Annotated in this window: 18 protein-coding genes, 1 tRNA gene, 1 pseudogene and 1 CRISPR repeat array; of the genes and pseudogenes, 11 read left to right on the top strand and 9 right to left on the bottom strand. The window is 48.8% G+C overall.

Annotated elements, in window-relative coordinates:
- Nucleotides 1–69: 69 nt before the first annotated feature.
- Nucleotides 70–1,362: an FAD-binding protein gene (locus NFR90_RS07885; RefSeq protein ID WP_251452095.1), complete on the bottom strand. Its 1,293-nt coding sequence runs from the start codon at nt 1,360–1,362 to the stop codon at nt 70–72.
- A gap of 137 nt (nt 1,363–1,499) precedes the next feature.
- Between NFR90_RS07885 and NFR90_RS07880 the strand changes: the two genes are divergently transcribed.
- The 7 genes from NFR90_RS07880 to NFR90_RS07850 all read left to right on the top strand — a co-directional run bounded on the left by NFR90_RS07880 (nt 1,500) and on the right by NFR90_RS07850 (nt 7,760).
- The gene (locus tag NFR90_RS07880) at nt 1,500–2,120 is read left to right on the top strand and encodes a septation protein A (RefSeq protein ID WP_160335318.1); all 621 of its coding nucleotides are present in this window, start codon (nt 1,500–1,502) and stop codon (nt 2,118–2,120) included.
- Nucleotides 2,117–2,389 (top strand): BolA family protein, encoded by a 273-nt coding sequence (locus NFR90_RS07875; RefSeq protein WP_160335317.1) that lies wholly within the window; start codon nt 2,117–2,119, stop codon nt 2,387–2,389. The genes NFR90_RS07880 and NFR90_RS07875 overlap by 4 nt, the downstream gene beginning before the upstream one ends.
- Nucleotides 2,390–3,076: 687 nt before the next feature.
- Nucleotides 3,077–3,889, top strand: a complete 813-nt coding sequence (locus tag NFR90_RS07870; RefSeq protein WP_251452093.1) for a peptidylprolyl isomerase — start codon at nt 3,077–3,079, stop codon at nt 3,887–3,889.
- A 126-nt stretch (nt 3,890–4,015) separates the two neighbouring features.
- Nucleotides 4,016–5,104 carry an ABC transporter substrate-binding protein gene (locus tag NFR90_RS07865; protein ID WP_251452091.1) on the top strand — a complete coding sequence of 363 codons (1,089 nt, stop codon included), beginning with the start codon at nt 4,016–4,018 and terminating at the stop codon, nt 5,102–5,104.
- Nucleotides 5,105–5,115: 11 nt separating this feature from the next.
- On the top strand, nt 5,116–6,105 hold the full coding sequence (locus tag NFR90_RS07860) for a FecCD family ABC transporter permease (RefSeq protein WP_237178753.1): 990 nt from the start codon (nt 5,116–5,118) through the stop codon (nt 6,103–6,105).
- Between the two features lie 12 nt (nt 6,106–6,117).
- Nucleotides 6,118–6,921, top strand: coding sequence for an ABC transporter ATP-binding protein (locus tag NFR90_RS07855; protein ID WP_251452089.1), 804 nt, complete (start codon nt 6,118–6,120; stop codon nt 6,919–6,921).
- Between the two features lie 41 nt (nt 6,922–6,962).
- Nucleotides 6,963–7,760: an enoyl-ACP reductase FabI gene (locus NFR90_RS07850; RefSeq protein WP_251452087.1), complete on the top strand. Its 798-nt coding sequence runs from the start codon at nt 6,963–6,965 to the stop codon at nt 7,758–7,760.
- A 6-nt stretch (nt 7,761–7,766) separates the two neighbouring features.
- Here NFR90_RS07850 and NFR90_RS07845 read toward each other — a convergent pair whose 3' ends face one another.
- Entirely contained in the window at nt 7,767–8,759 is a 993-nt protein-coding gene (locus tag NFR90_RS07845; RefSeq protein WP_251452084.1) for a LysR substrate-binding domain-containing protein, read from the bottom strand.
- 126 nt (nt 8,760–8,885) lie between these two features.
- On the opposite strand from NFR90_RS07845, the gene NFR90_RS07840 reads away from it, so the two are divergent.
- Nucleotides 8,886–10,466 carry an FAD-dependent oxidoreductase gene (locus tag NFR90_RS07840; protein WP_251452081.1) on the top strand — a complete coding sequence of 527 codons (1,581 nt, stop codon included), beginning with the start codon at nt 8,886–8,888 and terminating at the stop codon, nt 10,464–10,466.
- Nucleotides 10,467–10,504: 38 nt separating this feature from the next.
- Nucleotides 10,505–10,858 (top strand): cytochrome c3 family protein, encoded by a 354-nt coding sequence (locus tag NFR90_RS07835; RefSeq protein ID WP_251452078.1) that lies wholly within the window; start codon nt 10,505–10,507, stop codon nt 10,856–10,858.
- A 66-nt stretch (nt 10,859–10,924) separates the two neighbouring features.
- On the opposite strand, the gene NFR90_RS07830 is transcribed toward NFR90_RS07835, so the two are convergent.
- From NFR90_RS07830 to NFR90_RS07815, 4 genes are all read right to left on the bottom strand, one after another.
- Complete coding sequence (locus NFR90_RS07830) at nt 10,925–11,434, bottom strand: response regulator (RefSeq protein WP_251452075.1); 510 nt, start codon at nt 11,432–11,434, stop codon at nt 10,925–10,927.
- Between the two features lie 124 nt (nt 11,435–11,558).
- Nucleotides 11,559–11,885 carry an FMN-binding protein gene (locus NFR90_RS07825; RefSeq protein WP_160335308.1) on the bottom strand — a complete coding sequence of 109 codons (327 nt, stop codon included), beginning with the start codon at nt 11,883–11,885 and terminating at the stop codon, nt 11,559–11,561.
- Nucleotides 11,886–12,066: 181 nt separating this feature from the next.
- Complete coding sequence (gene gltS / locus NFR90_RS07820) at nt 12,067–13,290, bottom strand: sodium/glutamate symporter (RefSeq protein ID WP_251452072.1); 1,224 nt, start codon at nt 13,288–13,290, stop codon at nt 12,067–12,069.
- A gap of 139 nt (nt 13,291–13,429) precedes the next feature.
- Nucleotides 13,430–14,197, bottom strand: coding sequence for a sulfite exporter TauE/SafE family protein (locus NFR90_RS07815; protein WP_251452059.1), 768 nt, complete (start codon nt 14,195–14,197; stop codon nt 13,430–13,432).
- A 194-nt stretch (nt 14,198–14,391) separates the two neighbouring features.
- On the opposite strand from NFR90_RS07815, the gene NFR90_RS07810 reads away from it, so the two are divergent.
- The gene (locus tag NFR90_RS07810; protein ID WP_251452044.1) at nt 14,392–14,859 is read left to right on the top strand and encodes a zinc ribbon domain-containing protein; all 468 of its coding nucleotides are present in this window, start codon (nt 14,392–14,394) and stop codon (nt 14,857–14,859) included.
- Nucleotides 14,860–14,891: 32 nt separating this feature from the next.
- Here the strand turns inward: NFR90_RS07810 and paeA are convergent, their stop codons facing one another.
- Nucleotides 14,892–16,205: a polyamine export protein PaeA gene (gene paeA / locus NFR90_RS07805; RefSeq protein ID WP_251452041.1), complete on the bottom strand. Its 1,314-nt coding sequence runs from the start codon at nt 16,203–16,205 to the stop codon at nt 14,892–14,894.
- Between the two features lie 255 nt (nt 16,206–16,460).
- Between paeA and NFR90_RS07800 the strand changes: the two genes are divergently transcribed.
- Complete coding sequence (locus NFR90_RS07800) at nt 16,461–17,456, top strand: DUF4268 domain-containing protein (RefSeq protein WP_251452038.1); 996 nt, start codon at nt 16,461–16,463, stop codon at nt 17,454–17,456.
- Nucleotides 17,457–17,529: 73 nt separating this feature from the next.
- Nucleotides 17,530–17,918: a CRISPR direct-repeat array (repeat unit 23 nt; unit sequence AACCCCGCTCGCGCGGGGAACTC).
- Nucleotides 17,919–17,977: 59 nt separating this feature from the next.
- On the opposite strand, the pseudogene NFR90_RS07795 reads toward NFR90_RS07800, so the two are convergent.
- Nucleotides 17,978–18,868 (bottom strand): annotated as a pseudogene (locus NFR90_RS07795) (IS110 family RNA-guided transposase); the annotation flags it as partial.
- Nucleotides 18,869–19,270: 402 nt separating this feature from the next.
- A tRNA-Ser gene (locus NFR90_RS07790) sits at nt 19,271–19,361 on the bottom strand.
- Between the last annotated feature and the right edge of the window lie 134 nt (nt 19,362–19,495).

Raw genomic sequence — 19,495 nt, 5'->3', positions numbered from 1 at the left:
GGCGATCAATCGGCAGACGCTTGTTCTGATCAGAAAATCAGAAAATAAAGCAGCCTGTACTGATTAAATTTATTTTTCGGCCTTTTGGTCTTTCAGCTCCTTTTCAAGATGGTCCGCGCAGGTAAAAGCCGAAACCAATGCCCATCTTGTTCGCAGCGGACCTGCACTGTTTTGAGAGGAGTATCCGCCCACGATATTTCCGACCGCGTACAAACCTTGAATCGGCGCGCCTTTCTTATTCAGGACCTGCATTAGCGGATTGACTCTGAGACGGCCGAGCGTAGACGCGAATCGGGGTTTCTGTTCCAGAAGATAAACCTTCCCTTCTTTAACAAAATGCTCAAGCTCTTCTCGGTTGAAAGCCTGATCCCTTTCCTCTCTAACGTCGTAGTTCCAAGCATCAATGGTTTCGGAAAGATTTTCGAGCGGCATGCCGGTCTTGTCGGCAAGTTCCTGAAGATTCTCCGCCTTCACTAAAACCGGTTCTCCGTCGTTCTTAATTTCATCCCACTTTTCTGTGTCTTCCGGCTCTTTGATCAGATGATCTCTAAATGCCTTCTGCTTAAATACGTTCCATGAATGTTCATCGAACAGAACATAGAATTTTTTGCCGCCCTTCTGAAGCATCTGAGCGGTCAGTTCTTCGAGCGGTCCGTTCTCATTGATAAATCTCTTCCTTTCGTGATTTACAAAGAGCGCGCCGCCTTTGGGTGTTGCGACACCAACCGGAGCGGAGGCGACTAACGGAACGTCTTTGGCAATTTCAACCGCATTCGGGAAAAGCTTGTAATCATGCTCATTGATAAGAGAAGCGCCGTGCTTGAGCGCGATCTGCATCCCTAATCCGTCCTCTTCCTTCGTGCCGTAATAAAGCACTTTATCGAGAGATTTCGGATAGTAAGAAGCATCTGCTCCGTAAGCGCCTGTCGCCAAAATAACATCCGAAACGAGGAGTTTTTTATTCTTTTCCTCCGGACAAGAATATTCAATTCCGCTCACTCGTCCTTTTTCTGTCAGCAGATTGGTCATATTGGTTTCTGTCAAAACCAAACCGCCGAGTTTTTGGAACTGCTGCAAAAAGAACAAAGCGTTTTTATCGATGCATTTGACGAATGAGCCGTTTCGTCTCGGATCTGTTTTACTGAAATCCGGGCACGGGCGTTTTGTGAATTCGACTTTCAAGTCATTAAACAGCCAATCAGCAGCCGGTCCGACGTTCCGGGATATTGTTTCTATCAAGGCAGGATCCGCTTTAGGGCCGTTTTCGGCTTCAAGATCTTCTTTGAGCCGATCCGGGCTGTCTCGATCTTCCTCCGTGATAAAAGAAAACTGCTTAAGCCGCTCCTCAGGCGGATTAGGCAAACTCTCAGGCTGTCTAAGATGCCTGAGGTAACAATTTTCATTAATGAGGTTTGTATTTAACAAATTAGGCATTTTTCAGTAAAATTTTGCGGTTGCAAAATTTTTGTTTGTGTCCCAGTCCACTTAGCGAGGATTTTTTGAAGTTCTTATACGATTTGCTGCCGGTTATTCTTTTCTTCGGCACATTTAAATTTGCTCAGAACCGAGCGGATGAAGCCGCCTCGCTTTGCAACCAGTGGCTTGGCAGTGGTTTTGATCCGACACAGGCGCCTGTCATCTGCGCAACCGCAGCTGCAATCGTCGTCTCACTCGCACAGATCCTCTTTAAGCTGATCTCCGGCAAAAAAATCGATCCGATGCTTTGGATCTCTGTTGCTGTAATCCTGGTGTTCGGCTCCTTAACGATCTGGCTCCACGATGAGATGTTCATTAAGTGGAAGCCAACCATTCTTTATTGGATTTTCGCCGCAATTCTGACGTTCGGCGCTGTGACCGGTAAAAATTACCTCAAGTCGCTTCTCGGTAAACAGATTGCACTTCCCGAGAATGCCTGGCAAACTTTATTAAAAGGCTGGACTGTCTTTTTTGCAGTTGTCGGCATCCTTAATCTTATAGTTGCCTACACATGCTCCACAGATGTGTGGGTGAATTTCAAACTCTTCGGGCTGATGGGTCTGACGCTTATCTTTACTGTAGGCGTCGGGTTTTATATTTCCCGATTCATCTCCGACTCAGATTCGGAAGGAAAACTAAAATGAGCCATACCCCGTCTTTGGAAAGAATTCAGCAGGCACTAGAGCCAATCTTTCCTATTGAATTGAGATTTACAGATTATTCTCGTCCGGAAGCCGGCTTTAAACCCGCCGCCGGTACGCTCTATCACCTGTTCGTGATCTCTCGCCGCTTCGAAGGACTGCCGAAAATCGAACGGCACCGTATCGTGTACGAATACCTCAAGCCGTTTATCGGCCACGGGATTCACAATATTAATATGACGCTTCTTGCCCCGAGCGAATCCCGACACTAAACATACTTATCAATCTGCCGCTATTGCGCGGCTGATTGATCCTGCTTCCTGTATGTCTTATGCCGGATATATGGGAAATCCGGCTTGATCCCTGCTTCGCAGCGCTGAATGCGCTGTTTTCTTTTTATGCCTCTGTAAGCGGCACGCGCTTCACCATATCCCTGTCCGACGGATTTACCGTCTCATCTGTTCCGCTGCCTCGGAACAGAACAATTCGCCGCTCAATTCAATATTCAAGCACATTCACTTAAATTAACTCCTCTTATACTTTCTGAAGACAAATAAGTTTTATCGATGAATGCTAAGTTCGTCTTCAGCAGACTTCTCCTCTTTTCTGTGAACTCGTTCGCCACTGGTCAGTAAAAGTTCGTAAAAACATAAAAATAAACTAGTCTTCATAGTCCTCACGAAACAATAAATCTCTGCCGCTTTGTTATTGCAGAAACACTTTCGCTCCATAATCATTTATATAGATTCGCCTCGAATAACGCCATAAAAACAAGGTTCTTACCTCCCTTCAAGTGCTTTTAAACACCTATCCGATAAGATGCGTTATTTTGATGAATTTGTGTATATTGCAAATCCAAAATCAGTGGGTATTCTTTAATGATATTTAGGGTTTTTACCGCACAGAACAAGTGATTATTATCGCTATAATTTAATCTCCCGTTGTTTATGGAAAAAATAATGAAAAAAGTTCTTGTCGCTATTGCACTTGCCGCCGCAATTCCCGCTTCTGCTCAGACGGCTTTCACTGTCAACGGCCAGCTGGTTTCGGCAGCCGAACAAAAGGAACTCATGAACCTTCTCGCTGAGCAGGGCATCAAAGATGAGGGAAAACAGGCTGAGGCCGCACGTAATATTCTTGTTCGCGAAAAAGTAATCTGTCAGGAAGCCCGTAAGCTGAAACTTCAGCAGACTCCTGAAATTAAGACACTGCTCGCAGAACGCGAAACTCAGATTCTCGCTAACGAACTCGTACGCCGCAACGCCGCTGCTCATCCGGTCACCGATAAGCAGATTCAGGACGCTTATGCGGATATGAAAAAACAGTACAGCCCGAACGAAATCAAAGTTCGCCATATTCTGGTCAAGTCCGAAGATGAAGCCAAGAGCCTCATCTCTCAGATCAAAAACGGCGCGGATATGGGCAAACTCGCCACAGAAAAATCCCTGGATAAGGGCAGCGCGCCCAACGGCGGAGAAATCCCCTTCACCAACATCCGCAGCATCATCATCCCCGGTTTCGCTGAAACCGCTATGGGCATGAATAAGGGCGATGTTCTTCCGATCCCGTTCCACAGCTCACTCGGCTACCATGTGATCAAGCTCGAAGATAAGAGAGAAGTTCCCTTCCCCGAACTCGACAAGATCAAAGATCAGGTTGAAAGCGTCGTCGCTCGCCAGAACGCTGCAAACTACCTCAGCAACCTCGTTAAGAACGCTAAGGTCGCTGACGTTCAGTCCGCACAGAAACCTGCTCCTAAAAAAACTAAATAATTCAGTTTTGAATTAGGACTGCAAGGCCGCTTCAAGCGGCCTTCGCTTTTTTCAGAGGACTCGCTTTATTTTTTGAGGCCGGCTTTGTGCAACAATGACAAAAACAGTTAACCTCAAATGAAAAAAATGAACACATCGTGCAAGATCCTCGCTCTGCTCACTTCAGCTGCACTCTTTATCAGCTCGGCCGCTGCGCGCATCGTCACCGATGAAACCGGCCATACCGCCGAAGTACCCGACTCCCTCAACCGGATCCTAATCACCAATATCTATCCGCTGCCTTCCGTACTTACGCTCTATCTCAACAGCGCTGACAAAATCATCGGCATTCATCCGAGCTCAATGGCGGCAGCCCAAAACGGTTTGCTCTCAGAAATTTATCCGGATATCACAAAAGCAAATACCGGCTTTATGAAGGGAAATGTCCTCAATATCGAGTCCGTGCTTAAGCTCAAACCCGATGTTGTCCTCGTCAATGCCGCAGATAAACAGTCCCTCTCCAAGCTTGAAGCCGCTGGAATTCCAACCGTCGCTTTCTCAACGTCCGCTCAAAAGTACGACGCGGTCAAAACCTATAAAAGCTGGGTTAAAACACTCGACGAACTTTTTCCGGATCACGCAAAAGCCGATAAAGCCTCTAAATACGCCGAAAATGTAAAAGCGCTGATCGAAGAAAGAACAAAATCCATCGCGCCTCAGAATAGAAAAAAAGTCCTCTGGATTTATCAGAATCAGAACAATAAGGTCACTACCAGCGGTAAAAATTTCTTTGGTCAGTATTGGGCAGAAGCGGTCGGCGCAAAAAATGTCTCGGAATCCATACCCGCTAAAACCGCAAACGCGCAGGTCAATATGGAGCAAATCTACAGCTGGAACCCGGATGTCATCCTGATCACGAACTTCACGCCGGATACGGCGGAAAATCTCATAAAGAATCCACTGTGGGCGCCGATCAGCGCGGTTAAAAATAAAGAGGTCTACAAGCTGCCGCTCGGCTTTTACCGAACCTATACGCCGTCTGCGGATTCTCCCGTCCTTCTTTATTGGCTCGCTAAAAAGATCTACCCGGAACAATTCAAAGATATCGACCTCAATAATGAAGCACGGAAATACTATCGGGAGGTCTTCGGTATCGAACTCACGAATGAGCAGTTAAAGAAACTCTTTGAGCCTAAACCGATGAAAATCTCAACTCCGACGCCGGGCGCCGCATAGGAGCTGTTAACTTGAACGCTAAAACCAAACTCCTCTTAGCTTTCGCGCTGGCAGCTCTGGCCGTCCTCATGATCGCTTCGCTTGGCATCGGCCGCTTTGCTGTTGATTTCAGCTCACTCGCCTCAGCGCTTTTTACAGGCGGCGCAGACTCTACAGAATCAATGGTCATCGGCAGCGTGCGTCTGCCGAGAATTCTGCTCGCCGTGATCGCAGGAGCCGGACTTTCTGTCGCCGGAGCCGCCTTTCAGGCAATCTTTAATAATCCGCTCGCAACCCCCGATACCTTGGGCGTAACCTCCGGCGCGGCCTTCGGCGCGGTACTTGCTATTCTTTTCGGATTCGAAGGACCGCTCCTGCAGATCGTCTCCTTTTTCTTCGGACTCATCTCCGTCTTCCTCGCCTATTCGGTCAGTTCAGTCCGCGGCCAAAGAACACTCTTAATGCTCATCCTCTCGGGCCTTGTCATCGGAGCTCTCTTTACCGCTCTGATCAATCTCGTCAAATTTGTCGCCGACCCGCAGGATGTCCTCCCGTCCATTACGTACTGGATGCTCGGAAGCCTCAGCGGCGCAAAAATGGATAATCTCTATAGCGCGGCTCCTGTGATCGGCTTCTCTTCACTGATCCTTTATATCCTGCGCTGGAAAATGAACGCGCTCTGCATGCCTGAAGACGAAGCCCGCAGCCTCGGTATTCCGGTCGCGCGCCTCAGAGCCGTCTGCATCCTCTGCGCGACGCTGATCTCGGCCTGTGTGGTCAGCCTCTTCGGCATCATCAGCTGGGTCGGTCTGCTGATCCCGCATTTCTGCCGGCTGCTCGTCGGAAGCAACAATAATGCGGTGGTGCCCGCCTCCTTGGTTTTTGGCGGACTTTTCCTGCTGGCCGCGGATACCGTCGCGCGCAGCGCCACTGAGGTCGAAATCCCGGTGTCCGTTCTCACCGCGGTGATCGGCGCGCCCGTCTTCCTGATCATCCTTCGGCACGGCCGCGCACGGCTTTAGGAGCGCACAATCATGCAGATCGAAGTCAGAAACGGCTCATTTACCTATCCGCACGGAAAAGAAGTTCTTCATAACCTGAACTTCAGTTTTAATTCGTCCGATATCGTCGCGATCCTCGGCCGCAACGGAGCCGGTAAAACAACGCTTTTAAAGTGCCTTCTCGGCCTTCAGCACTGGTCGGACGGAGAAGAACTGATCGACGGAAAAGCTCTAAAACCAAATGACTGCAAGTCGCTTTGGAAGAACATCGCTTATGTGCCTCAGGCTAAATCCAATGTCTTGGCCCTCACGGTCCGCGAAATGGTTGTTCTCGGCAGAACTTCCCGCTGGGGCTCTTTTCAGTCTCCTTCTAAAAAAGACTGGATTGCGGCAGATAAGGCGATTGAAATCACCGGAATCGAGCCTTTTGCGAATTACCTCTGCAACGAAATTTCAGGCGGCCAATATCAGGTCGCGCTGCTTGCGCGTGCGCTCTGCTGCGAACCTAAACTTTTGGTCCTCGACGAACCGGAAAGCAACTTGGATTTTAAAAATCAGCTGATGATCCTGCAGCTGCTCAGCCGACTCTCCCAGGAACTCAAAATCGGATCTGTCATCAATACACACTACCCGGCTCACGCACTGGAAATCGCAAATAAAGCGCTTGTGCTGATGCGGGACGGTTCCACCGCTTTCGGTGCGGTCAAAGAAGTTGTGACGGCGCAAAATCTGGAAAAAAGCTTCGGTCTGCCCGTCCGAATCGAGCCGCTCAATATACCGGAACGTCCGGGATACGCTGCAGTAGTCGCTCTTGGAGCGCAAGACAAGACAAAATAACGAAGTACAATTCTCTAATTATTTTCTACGGAAAGAACAAAATGGCATTGCTTGCTGGAAAAAAATTCCTGATTACCGGTATTTCTTCAAACCGCTCTATTGCCTATGGTATCGCTCAGGCCTGCGCTCGCGAAGGAGCTCAGCTCGCGCTTTCCTACAATAACGAACGCTTTAAAGACAGAGTCCAGGGCTTTGCCGACGAGCTCGGAGCCGGTCAGGTCATCAAACTTGACGTCTCTTCCGACGAATCCGTTGATCTGGCGGCGCTGGAACTTGCCAACCGCTGGTCCGACGGCTTCGACGGTTTTGTACACTCCATCGGCTGGGCGCCCCGCGAAGCCATCAGCGGAAGTTTCCTGGAAGGCATCACGCGCGAGGGCTTTCTCTCGGCCATGAATATCTCCGTATATTCCTACGCCGCGCTCACTAAGAAGCTTCTTCCTCAGATGGAAGGACACAAAGCATCCCTTCTCACGCTCTCCTACCTCGGCGGAGAAAAAATCGTCCCCAACTACAACACTATGGGACTGTGCAAGGCGGCGCTTGAAGCTGCGACCCGATATATCGCCGCCGACATCGGCCCCAAAGGCATGCGCGCCAACACCATCTCCTGCGGACCGATTAAAACGCTTGCCGCAAGCGGTATTAAAAACTTCGGCACAATGCTTGCGCAAAGCCGCTCGGTCAGCCCGCTGAGATCGCTCGTTTCTATCGAAGACGTCGGAAACGCTGCCGCGTTCCTTCTCTCCGATTCCTCGTTCGGCATTACCGCGGAAACCCTTTATGTCGACGCGGGATTTAACGCGCTCGCCTGCGTCATCCCGCCCGAAGAAGCATAATTTCTTCTAAACGCCTGCAGAGGACCGCCGCTTTTTATAGGTAGGCGGTCCTTTTCCTTTTTCTTCAAGTTCCGCAATACGGGCGGCTTCCTCCTGAGCCCATTCGCTAAATAGCGATCGCATCCAAATAATCGCCGGATCTTTATGCCGCACATCCGACCAAATCAGAACATTCCAAAGCTCATCCTCTTCCGCATCGATCGGAAGCGGAAGCGCAACCAAATCATGCGAGCGCATCGCGATTTCCGCTGCTCTCCATCCGCAGACACAGATCAGGTCGGTTTTTGACATAGCCTCCCAAGCCGTGTGAAACCGTGATGTCGAATAACGCGTGTGCTCCATATAGCGCTCATACGGAAAAATATTCTGCTCGGGACTCGTCCAGGAAGCGCTTCGTCCGGTGAGAATCGATACCCGATCATACGGAATCAGAATCTTTTTGGTGAGCTGACGCCGCTCAAATGTGAGAGGATGATTTCTACGCATCAGGATGACGCGCGTTACGGGATAAAGACGCATCACATGCACATCCGCGGGAAGTCCGACTGCGGTCACAATCGCAAAATCCGCCAGTCCGTTAAGCACCGCGGCAAGCTCGTTTTCATGCTTGCTCAAGTCCAGTCTCGAGCGCGGCGAACGCTCCATGAGCTTCGGCAGAATACCGCCGACGACATGCTCCACCTCGGTCATCATGCACGAAATCACATACGTCCGCTCCGAAGTCTTCGCGTCAAAACTCTGCGCCATCAGCGTCTGCGCGTTTTTAATCATCTCAATGAGATTCGGACGAATCAGCTTAAAGTAATCCGTCGCTCTCCAGGAGCCGCCTTCAAATTTAAAAATCGGTGTGGGAAAGTAGCCGCTAATCCTCGTCAGATTTCTGCTCGCGGTCGAAGGAGACATATTGAACACAGAACCAGCCTTCAGCACAACGCCGCTCTTTTCCAACTCCATCAAAAAGGAAATATCTTCCAGAGAAAGCTTAAGTACATCCGACATTTCACTTATCTCATTTGCATTTAACGCAATTAGTCTAATGCAATAATTGCATATCTAACGAAACCGTCAGCTTGCTAATCTTTTGCCTGCAGCACAAATAAATATTTTCTTCAAGGAGAATTCACTATGCTTCGCAGACAGTTAATGGCGCTTGCCATCACATCCGCACTGACAGCCGCTTTCTCAGCCCCGGCTTTTGCAACACAAGTTTATGAAACCGACCTCGTCATCGTGGGCGGCGGCCTCTCCGGCCTTGCAGCCGCTCAGAGCGCGGTTGACCAGGGCGTTAAACCGATCGTTCTCGAAAAAGAAGCCGCGCTTGGCGGCGGCGGAAACTTCCCCGAAGGCTCCCTCGGTGTCGGCACTCGCTATCAGAAAGCCAACGGCATCAACACAACCGTTGACCAGGTTCTGACCGCCGCACTCCAGTTCCATCACTACAGAGCCGATCCGCATGTCCTGCGCGTTCTGATCGAAGAATCCGGCAAGACTATCGACTGGGTTATGGATAAAGGCGCTGAAATGCGCGGCATCCGTACCATGTACCCCAAAGATGAATCTCTCATGACTTGGCACCTCTTCAAGGGCGGCGCCGCCGGAATCATCCAGCGCTTTGCCAAAGAGGTCAACGCTAAGGGCGGCAAGATCCTGACCGAAACTCCGGCTAAGAAACTTCTCGTCGAAAACGGCAAAATCACCGGCGTGGAAGCGGTTGACGGCGAAGGCGAAAAAGTTATCGTCAAAGCAAAGAAAGTAATCCTCGCAACGGGCGGCTTTGAGTCCAACAAAGAAATGCTCGCTAAGTACGTGAACGACTCCTCCGCGCTCGGCATGTTTGAACCGGTTTGGTACCGCGGTCCGGTTACCGACGGCAAGAACGGCGACGGCAGAACCGGTGACGGTATCCAAATGGCTCAGCTTGTTGGCGCAGGCGTTAAAGGCATGCATGCGCTCGCAGGCAACGCGCCTTACCTTGCCGATATGCCCCCGATCAACCAGTTCATGGGCGCTGACGAACTCAAACAGGGCCGCTGCGCACTGGCTCAGCCCTGGCTGTGGGTGGATCAGCACGGCAAACGCTTCTTTAACGAATCCCGCGGCTCGGTATTCGTAGACGTTTACAATGCAATGACAAGCGCGGGCGGCGTGATGTACAACATCATCGACCAGCAGAAATACGATCAGCTCGTCAACAAAGGCGCTCTGCTTCCGTTCAACGCGATCGTTCACGCAGGCGTTCCTCTGAAAGCGCTGCCAAAGACATTCGAAATCGGTCAGCAGAGAGGCTGGGCGTTTAAGGCCGATACGATCGACGATCTGGCCGCTCAGATCGGTGTTCCCGCTAAGAACCTCCGCGAAACCATGCAGAAGGTCAACGAGTACGCCAAGGCCGGAAAAGATCCGGAATTCGGCCGTCTGCCCGAACATCTGGCTACTTTCAACATGGAAAAAGGCCCCTACTACGCGCTTAAAGGCATCCGCGCTTTCTTCCTGACACTTGGCGGCGTTACCGTCAATCCCAAGTTTGAAGCGCTTAATCCTCAGGGCGACGTGATCAACAACCTCTACGTCGTCGGTCAGGACATTGGTGGTCTTTACGACTCTTCTTATGACCTGCGCTGCGAAGGCTCTGCCTCTTCGTTCGCGATGACCAGCGGCAGAGTCGCTGCGGACAACGCGATCAAAGCCATCAAAGAAGGTAACTAAACCTGAGAAAACGGGGCCGTAAGGCCCCGTCCGAAAATATGAAAAAATTAAAATTCGCGCTTGCATCCCTGCTCTTTATCGGATTATGTTCCGTGGTTTCAGCCCAGCCGACCATGATGAAGCATCAGGCCAAAGGCGTCAGCTGCGAGCAGTGCCACAAGAGCGCCGCTCCGGTTGCAGCCGCTAAATCCAAGACCTGTATGCAGTGCCACAACTATCCGGACTTAGCAAAAGCGTCCGCGGAAAAGAAAGTCGCTTTAAATCCTCATGACAGTCACGCGGGTCAGCTGCGCTGCACACTTTGCCATAAGGAACACCAACAGAGCGTTGTGTACTGCCGTCAGTGCCATAAGAACGCGGATGATAAACGTTTTGATATGACGGTACCCTGATAAAAACCTCTCAAACCACGTAAATTCGGCCGCTTAAAGCGGCCGAATTTATTCACATGCTCTTCTCTAGAACATAATATCCGGAGCTGAGTCCTCAGCAGCCTGCAGACGCTCAAGAAGATGCTTCTGCGATTTTAAAAGTCGGGCATACTGTATGCGCGTCCGATACAGCTCAATCACATTCTCAATTCTGCGCTGCACGATAAACGGAGAAATCGGCCGCTGAATATAATCCATCACGCCCAAATCGTAAGCTCGATGCACAACATCGTGCTCAAGCGAAGCTGTAATCAAAAATACCGGAATATCGTCAATAAGCCCCCGACCGCGAACAGTCTTCAAAAATGTCAGACCGTCCATCCCGGGCATCAAATAGTCAAGCAGAATCGCGCAGATGCTATTGGACTGCTTCTGTATGATTTCAATCGCCTCAGGTCCGTTCTCCGCAAAAAGCACTTCGTGATTTTGAGAGAACATGATTGAAAGCACGTCGCGATTTAATTCGACATCGTCAACAATAAGTATCGTATTTCTCGGAGTCTCTGCTGTCGGCTGATTTCCGTCGCTCTCCTGCATGGCAGCTCCCTTTATGTTTTATTCGTTTAAGTAGATTAACAGATTCTTCCCGAAACTAGAGATAAAGACGAAAAAAATCCGGATTCGTGAGAATCCGGATTCATCGAAAGAGGTCTAACTCAAATTACTGAGCTTTAGCAAGGGCGTTCTTAACAGCCTGCTGAATACCTTTAGAAGAGTTTGTTGCACCGGCAACAGTTTCAACTCCGTCAACACCGTTCTTCTTAACGATTTCAGGAATCATGTTGTCGATCGGGGCCTGAATGATCATGTCGGTTTCTGTGTGCTTCAGAACCTTAACGTTAGCGATCTTGCCGCCCTTAACGTCTACGGAAACTGTGATCTTGCCGTGGTTGCCATCACCTTCGCCTTCGTATGTACCGTCTTTGTAGGCGGCCTGAGCGGCTGTCATTAAACCGATGCTGGCGAGCAAGAGAACAATCTTCTTCATTGGTAATACTCCTAAACGAATTAAAGTAAATGGTATGTTCCTTTCCTAGAACACGGTTGTATTTTATTGAATCAATTCGGCCTTTAACGAATTTTCAATTTATTTTTCCAGTCAAGTCCTGGTTTTTTCTTATGCGTTCGTAACAGTACTCTTAATTCGCAACATTCCGTTTCATGATCGTTTACCAGGTCGCCATCCAGGTAATCATCAGCGCATTGATCAAGTCAATCAGAAACGCGCCGACTAAGCTCACAATCAGCCACGCTTTGGGGCTCGAGCCGTATTTCTCAGCGATTGCCTGCATATTGGCTAAGCCGTTGGCGGTCGCGCCCATTGAAAATCCGATACCGCCTGCGCACAGCATCACGGCGTCGTAAGTCTTTCCAAACAGCATGAAGAAAACGCCCCAGGCAAAGACAAGCATCAAAACGGTCTGGGCCGCCAAAATAATCATGAGCGGCACCGCCAGATGAACCAGCTCGTGCAGCTTTAATCCGTTAATCGCCATTGTCACAAAGAGCACAAGACTCATTTCCGCGATGGTGTTCAGTCCCTTCCCTTCAACAGTATATTTGCCGCTGAAATCTCCGATATTGCGGACAATCGCGGCGACGATCATCGAACCGATGTATGCAGGCAGCGTGATAAACTGACCCATAAACATGGACAGAATCGTACCGAACGCCATACACACGGCCACAATGGTTCCCGCTTTAAGTAGCTCGGGCGTATAAGTGGGGGACGTGTCGTCCACAACGGCGGTGTCAATGTCTTCCGGAATCTTTAATTCGGGCTCCGGTCTTCCGACCGCTTTCGGCGTTTGAACCTTATAGCGGCGAATCAGCCACTGGCTGAAAGGCGCGCCGATGATGAGCGCGATCACCATGCCGAACGTCGCCGCGGTAATCGCGGCCGCTGTTCCGCCCACAATGTGATAAGTCTGCTCAAAATACGGTCCGAACGCAGCCGCGGTTCCAAGCCCGCCCATCATAGAAACGGAACCCGCCAGCAGACCATAGTGGAAGTCCAGTCCCAACCAATCGGCTAAGCCCATGCCTATAAGATTTTGAAGCACGCACAAAATGGTGACGGCGATTAAAAAACCAACCAAAAGTTTCCCGCCTTCAAAAACCACCTTAAGACTTGCGACCAGACCAATCGTGGTAAAGAACGCCAGCATCAGAAGCGTCTGCAGCGATGTATCAAATTTAAAGGCGCAGATTCCAAATCCTTCCAGCGCGGAAAGCACAAAAGCGACCAGCATACCGCCGACAACCGGAGTCGGGATGGAAAATCTTTCCAGAATATTCACGCGGCGTCTGACCCAAACACCAAAGTAGTAAGTCACTGACGCTAACGCGACCGCCTGAATCGCGGAAATATTGACAACTGTCATGTCGGTCATATGGTTGTGCTCCTTTTTTTTAAAAACAAATCGTAACAAGGAACCATCAGCCGACCGAAGAACCGCAGGCAAATTGAGCGCCTGAGAAATAAATAAAAGCCGCTGATTAGGCGGCCTTTATTTTTGTTTATATCCTGCGCTAAGACGCAATGAAGAAGCGATACACCAAAGAAACCATCAGAACCGCAAGTACCACATAAAGAATATTTCTCACAAACTTGCCGCCGATCTTAATGGCGTAGTAAGCGCCGACACGATTACCGACCATGCTCGCGATAGCGCACGGAATAGCGACCTGATAAGAAACACAGTCACCCGTCGCAAATGTGCAGAAAGCGGCAAAGTTGGCGGCAATGTTGAAAGCCTTCGCAGTACCGGAAGCCTGAACCATGCCCATGCGAAGAAACACATGAAGCGCGATTAAAAAGAAGGTTCCCGCGCCGGGCCCGAAAAATCCTTCGTAAAAGCCAATCAAAAGCCCGATCAGCGTGACCTTGGGCCAGAAGAATTTTTTGGGAAGCTCGCCTTCATCAAGCTTAAAGCCGCCCGTAAGGATCGTAAAAAGAATACCGAGCGGCAGCATGACCACAATCACTTTGCCCATTGTCGCGCTCGCAATCTGAAGCGCGCAGTAAGCACCGAGCGAGGATCCGATCATGGATGAGAGTATTCCGATCGGAACAATCTTCATCAGAATGAGTCCGCCTCTCCAGAAAGTCCAGAGCGCAACGAGAGAACCGATACTTGTGGCAAGTTTTCCGGTACCGAGTGCCATATGAGGAGGCATACCGACCAGCAGTAGCGAAGGCGCGGTCACAAAACCGGCGCCGCCTGCGATGGAGTCGATAAATCCCGCCACAAAGAAAGCAGCGATACAAAAAAGCAGGATTCCGAAGGTTAATTCCATTTTCTTAGTTCTTTTTGAGAGAGAGTTATAGACAAAAATTTTACCCGTAAAATGAGCCCGGAATTTCTTTTGTCTCATAACCTACTTTGGATGCGACCGATTCCGAAACCGAACAAATCGAAGGATAATGAATCGTTAACTGAAAAGAGGGGGGGGGCGTCACGCAAAAGCGCAATGCTTCTCATGAATAGAATATGACTGAGCAGATTAAAAATTCAGAGAACCCTGTCCTAAAAGGCGTTATCACCGAAATTCTCGATGACGGAAATTACGGAACGATCAGCTGCGGAGGTGGAAGAACCTTCACTTTTGACGCCAATCAGCTCGATCCCGGCTATGAGCCGCTTCTAAAGGATATTGTCGAATTCAGCCTTATTGAGGACGCTCCGTTTGCGATTCGTCTGTATCACCGAGATAAGGGACTTGCAGCGGCCTCCGGAGCCGCCGTCGATCTGCGCGTGAAGTGTCCGCACTGCGGAAGTCCGATCATCCCAAAGGCTGTTGTTGAAGACGGACACGTGACCGCGACGCACTGTCCCAAATGTCTTGCAACGCTTGGAGTGATGGAAAAGCCGCCTAAAACTTCAATTTGGATTTGGCTTGTCTCCATTCTTTGCGCCCTTTTGGTCGGTACGCTCATTTACGGAATTTTCACTGCTTAAATTGAAAGCCGCGCGAAGCGGCTTTCTTCAAATTAGTCCGGCTGATCCGGCTCCTTCGGAAGTTTTGTGACCAGAATTTGGTCGATTCGGTTCATATCCACGTCAATAACTTCAAAGCGATAACCGCCGAAATCCACTTTATCCGTCAGTTTCGGAATCTTTCTCAGCATGTACATCATGAAGCCCGCCATAGTTTCGTAGGTTTCTTCTTCCGGCATCTTTTCGATTTCAAACGTTCTCTCCACCTCTTCGATCGGGGTCGAACCGTCCATCAGCCAGGTTCCGTCGTCTCGCTGCACGATATAGCCGTTTTCTTCCGTTTGAACGAGGCTGCCCATGACCGTACTCATCACATCGCTCAAAGTGATGACGCCTACAGTCAGCGCATATTCGTTAACCACCGCGGCAAAATCCCTGCCCTGCTTTTTGAAAGTTTCAAGAACTTCGGACAAAGATAATGAATCCGGAACAATCGCGATGGTTTTAATCAGTCCTTTTTCTTTCAGTGAGAATTTTTCATTTTCAAGCGCCCTGCACAGTAAATCTTTAGAGTCCACGTAACCGATAATCCGGTCCACGGTTGAATCGCAGACCAGATATTTACTGTGCGGATTTTTTTCGATAAGCGGTCTGATCTTTTCGAACGTGTCATTCAGTCCGAAATAGATCACAGAATCCCGCGTAGTCATAGCGCTCGTGACCAAGCGGTCTTCCAGCGACATCACATTTTCAATCGCTTCCTGTTCATTTCTGTCGAGCAGTCCCGCCTCGGTACCGGCGCCTACCGTTGCGATAATGTCCTCACTGGTAATTGTCGTTTCGTTTTTTATCGGCAGTCCCATTATTTTGAGGATCGCGTTGCTCATTCCTGTCAGCATGAGGACAAAAGGTTTGAAGATCCAGATCAGGAAAAGCATAGAGCGGATCAGCGACAAAGAAATCGCAACCGGTTTATTCAGACCGATTCGTTTAGGAATCAGGTCGGCGAACAAAACAAAGATCATCGTGATCGTAAAGAACGAGCAGAAGAATCCGAGAGACGAAGAAAGTTCCGGCGAGAGAAACAGACGGAAAAGCATTTCGAAATACGGCGAGAACACGGTCTCGCCGATGATACCGCCGAGAATTGCGATCGCGTTCAGGCCGATCTGGATTACAGAAAAGAACGGCCCCGGCTTTACCTGAAGATCGAGCACCTGCTGTGCCCTTTTATCTCCGTTTTCCAGTGCCTGATGCAGTTTCACTTTTGGAGAGGCGGCCAAAGAAATTTCTGCCATTGAAAAGTATCCGCTGGCTAGAATGAGCAGGACGATTGAAATAATTCTTCCGGTCAGATCGAGTTCCATTCTCTTCACCCGTATTGCCTAAGGGCAGTAAGTTTTAATTTTGTTAACTTACTAATTTTAGTGGCGAGACCGAGGTTTACCAATTCAGAGCCTACAGAATGGGCAGGATGGACGAACTGGGTCTAATGGTTTTCAGATCTTAATAGATCAGTCATATCAGTCTAGAATTTAATCTTTTTCGGCGTTAGCGACGCGACTGACTTTTAAAGAATATTGATAAGAAAACTGACAATCATCTCTGTACAGATAACTTCTTTGATTAATATCAATCTGTCACAACGTCAAAAAACTGTGAGAGTTAAAAACAAGAAGGAGGGTCAGATGAACACTAGGAATAAGCCAAAACTCGGAAAGCTGGAGAGGATCAAAGACATTCGATCCGTTTGGGGAAATGAAGCTCGAGATTTTTCTCGATGGTTAGCGGAAGAAGAAAATCTAAATGACTTAGGAAAAGTCTTGGGACTAGACTTGGAGTTAATTCACACCGAGGAAAAAATTGGAGAATTCCGAGCTGACCTTTTTGCAAGGGATAGCGAATCCGGAAAGGCTGTCATCATTGAGAACCAACTAGAAGAGTCGAATCATAAGCATCTTGGACAGATCCTCACATATGCAGCAGGAAAGGACGCTTCTACTGTTGTCTGGATTGTCAAACATGCCCGGCAAGAGCACGCCAAAGCGATCGAATGGCTTAATTCTCATCTAGATCAATCTATTGACTTTTTCTTGATTGAGATCGAATTGTGGAAAATCGATAACTCTCCATTAGCCCCTAACTTCAATGTTGTCGAAGGCCCAAATGCATGGGGAAAAAACAAAAAGAGCCCAAGTGAAAAATCTGATGCGGAGGAGTTTCGTTTGGAATTTTGGTCGGATTTTTACGAGTACCTGCAGTCAAACGATCGCCTAAAAGGATTTTCATGGGGAAGACCATCTAACCGGCTGAATTTCCAATTGCGTGTAGGAACCATGAAAGCCCATCTTTTCTTCACGGCTTCGTATCAGAAGAAAGAGCTTTCAATTTCCATGTATATAAAAAATAATGACTCGATAAATAGAGCGTTACAAAACCTCGATAGTTGGAACTGCACGCTGCAATCGAACTTATCTGTCTCCAAGGATAAGAACCTTACTCTCACGATAGATGTGGCTGAAATCAATATTGAAAATCCCGAGAGCTGGACAGTTGTTTTCGATAAAGCTGTAGAGTCCGCCATTAAAATGCGTAGCCTTCTCATGACTGTCGTTTAGCCTTCCAGCCTGGATTTGTTTTTTTGCTTAGGTTATAACTATTCCAGTTGGCAAATTCTTTCAACGGCGGTTCAACCCCTCTCGCGCAGAGAACTCAAGGAATAAGTAAAACGGATATACCGGCTCTTCGGTTCAACCCCGCTCGCGCGGGGAACTCTTGCGACTGACTCCTGATCATATCCTAAAAGTCGGTTTAACCCCGCTCGCGCGGGGAACTCCCTATTATCAAAATACGGAAGTAATCAATCATCGGTTAAACCCCGCTCGCACGGGGAACTCCACCTGAAGAGATTGCCGCGTATTTCAACTACCGGTTCAACCCCGCTCGCGCGGGGAACTCGACAGAGCCGAGATATCGGGAGGCGGCTCTCAAGGTTCAACCCCGCTCGCGCGGGGAACTCTGAGGTAGGGAGTCAAGGGAATCCGGTGGATCCCGTTCAACCCCGCTCGCGCGGGGAACTCTTATTTGCAATAGCAATAACAGCGACCTTCTTCGGCTTTCTCATTAAGATCGAAGAAACCCATTCCGACTTGTGTTGTAACCTGCAAATGGAATGAGCACATTGAACAAGAAGCGATCTGGCCTCGTTGTTACAGTCAAACTTGCTGGGAATATGAGTAACTATATTTTTTCCTCCGCTTCCTGTACTTTTTGGAGCTAAGCCTATATAAGTGGCAAACTCCCTCCCATTCTTAAAGACTGAGGGATTGCAGAGCAACACCGTCATTGTTGCGGCCGTTATCGGACCAACTCCCGGCGCAGATAGAAATAACTCATATTGTCTATTGTCCCTTGCAATGGACTGAATGTTCTTTTCCAACTCTTGGATTTTTAAGATTGAACCTTTAACCTCTTCGAAGAGAGTAATCAGTTCAGAAACCACATATGAACTAACGTCAACACGCTCTTTCAACTCAGCTATTAAGGAGCCGGCCTTTGCTAAAAATGCATTTATACTTTTGCCCATAACCAACCCATACTCAGACAAGATACCTCTGATGTGGTTAATCTTTGCGACCTTTTCTCTTTGGCGCTTGGTTCTCATTGTTTGCAGCAATGCCAGATCACGGATAGCGGCAGATTTAACCGGCACTTCACGTACGCCCATCGCAAGAGCGGTATAAATACCACGAGCATCGTTTTTGTCATTCTTCAGCCCTGTGACGTATGGCTTTACTGCCTTTGGCGACATAAGGCGAACTGTATGTCCTAAATTTTGCAGTTCGCGAGCCCAGTGTTGAGAGCCGCCGCAAGCTTCCATCCCTATCAAGGCTGGGGGAACGTTTCTAAACTCATCCAGAAAATTCGCCCTTTTAACTGCCTTATTAGAGACAACGCCATCAGAGGTAACTTTGTAGACCTGCATTACCGATTTAGCAATGTCAATACCACAAACAGAAGAAAATTGCATATCATTAGTCATGAGGGGCTCCCTTATTTAAGTTCTCGGAAAACTTTATTGTGGCACTTAAGATGCCGTTGAGATTCGAAAGAATCGCTGGAGCCCCTCACTTCCATGTTAGGCGGCTAATAAATTGTTAAAGATCTCATTTGCATCTGCCGCACCAATCAAATAAAGCTACAAGTTGAAAATCTTTCTCCGCTGCCCGTAACTAGGCGGAGGGGTGTGTGAAACAGGTGCTTGGGACATTATCCTTTGGGTCCTAAATAGGAACCATTTTGTGCGTGATTCAATGAATATTTATGACATCCAATGATATCCAATGACATAACGCAACAGGAGGAAACGCCCGTCGTTATTGGCATTCTAGATATTCAATGACAGTCAATGAGGGCTTATGAGATAACGGTATGGCGGAGAGAGTGGGATTTGAACCCACGATACGGTATAACCGTATACCGGATTTCGAGTCCGGCGCATTCGACCACTCTGCCATCTCTCCAGAGAGAAGCGATTCTAACATAAATATAGAAAAGCATAGAACGCAAAAAAAATCTTGCAGGTCGGACGCATCAGAAATTAAATAGAAGACCACGATAAGGGTTTCCTTTTGAAGGGAGACCTTAGCCCAGGGAG

Origin of the sequence: Parasutterella muris, from assembly GCF_943193095.1 — a bacterium.
In the GTDB taxonomy this organism is placed as follows: Bacteria; Pseudomonadota; Gammaproteobacteria; order Burkholderiales; family Burkholderiaceae_F; genus Parasutterella; species Parasutterella muris.
This window is presented reverse-complemented; position numbering and strand designations above follow the sequence as displayed.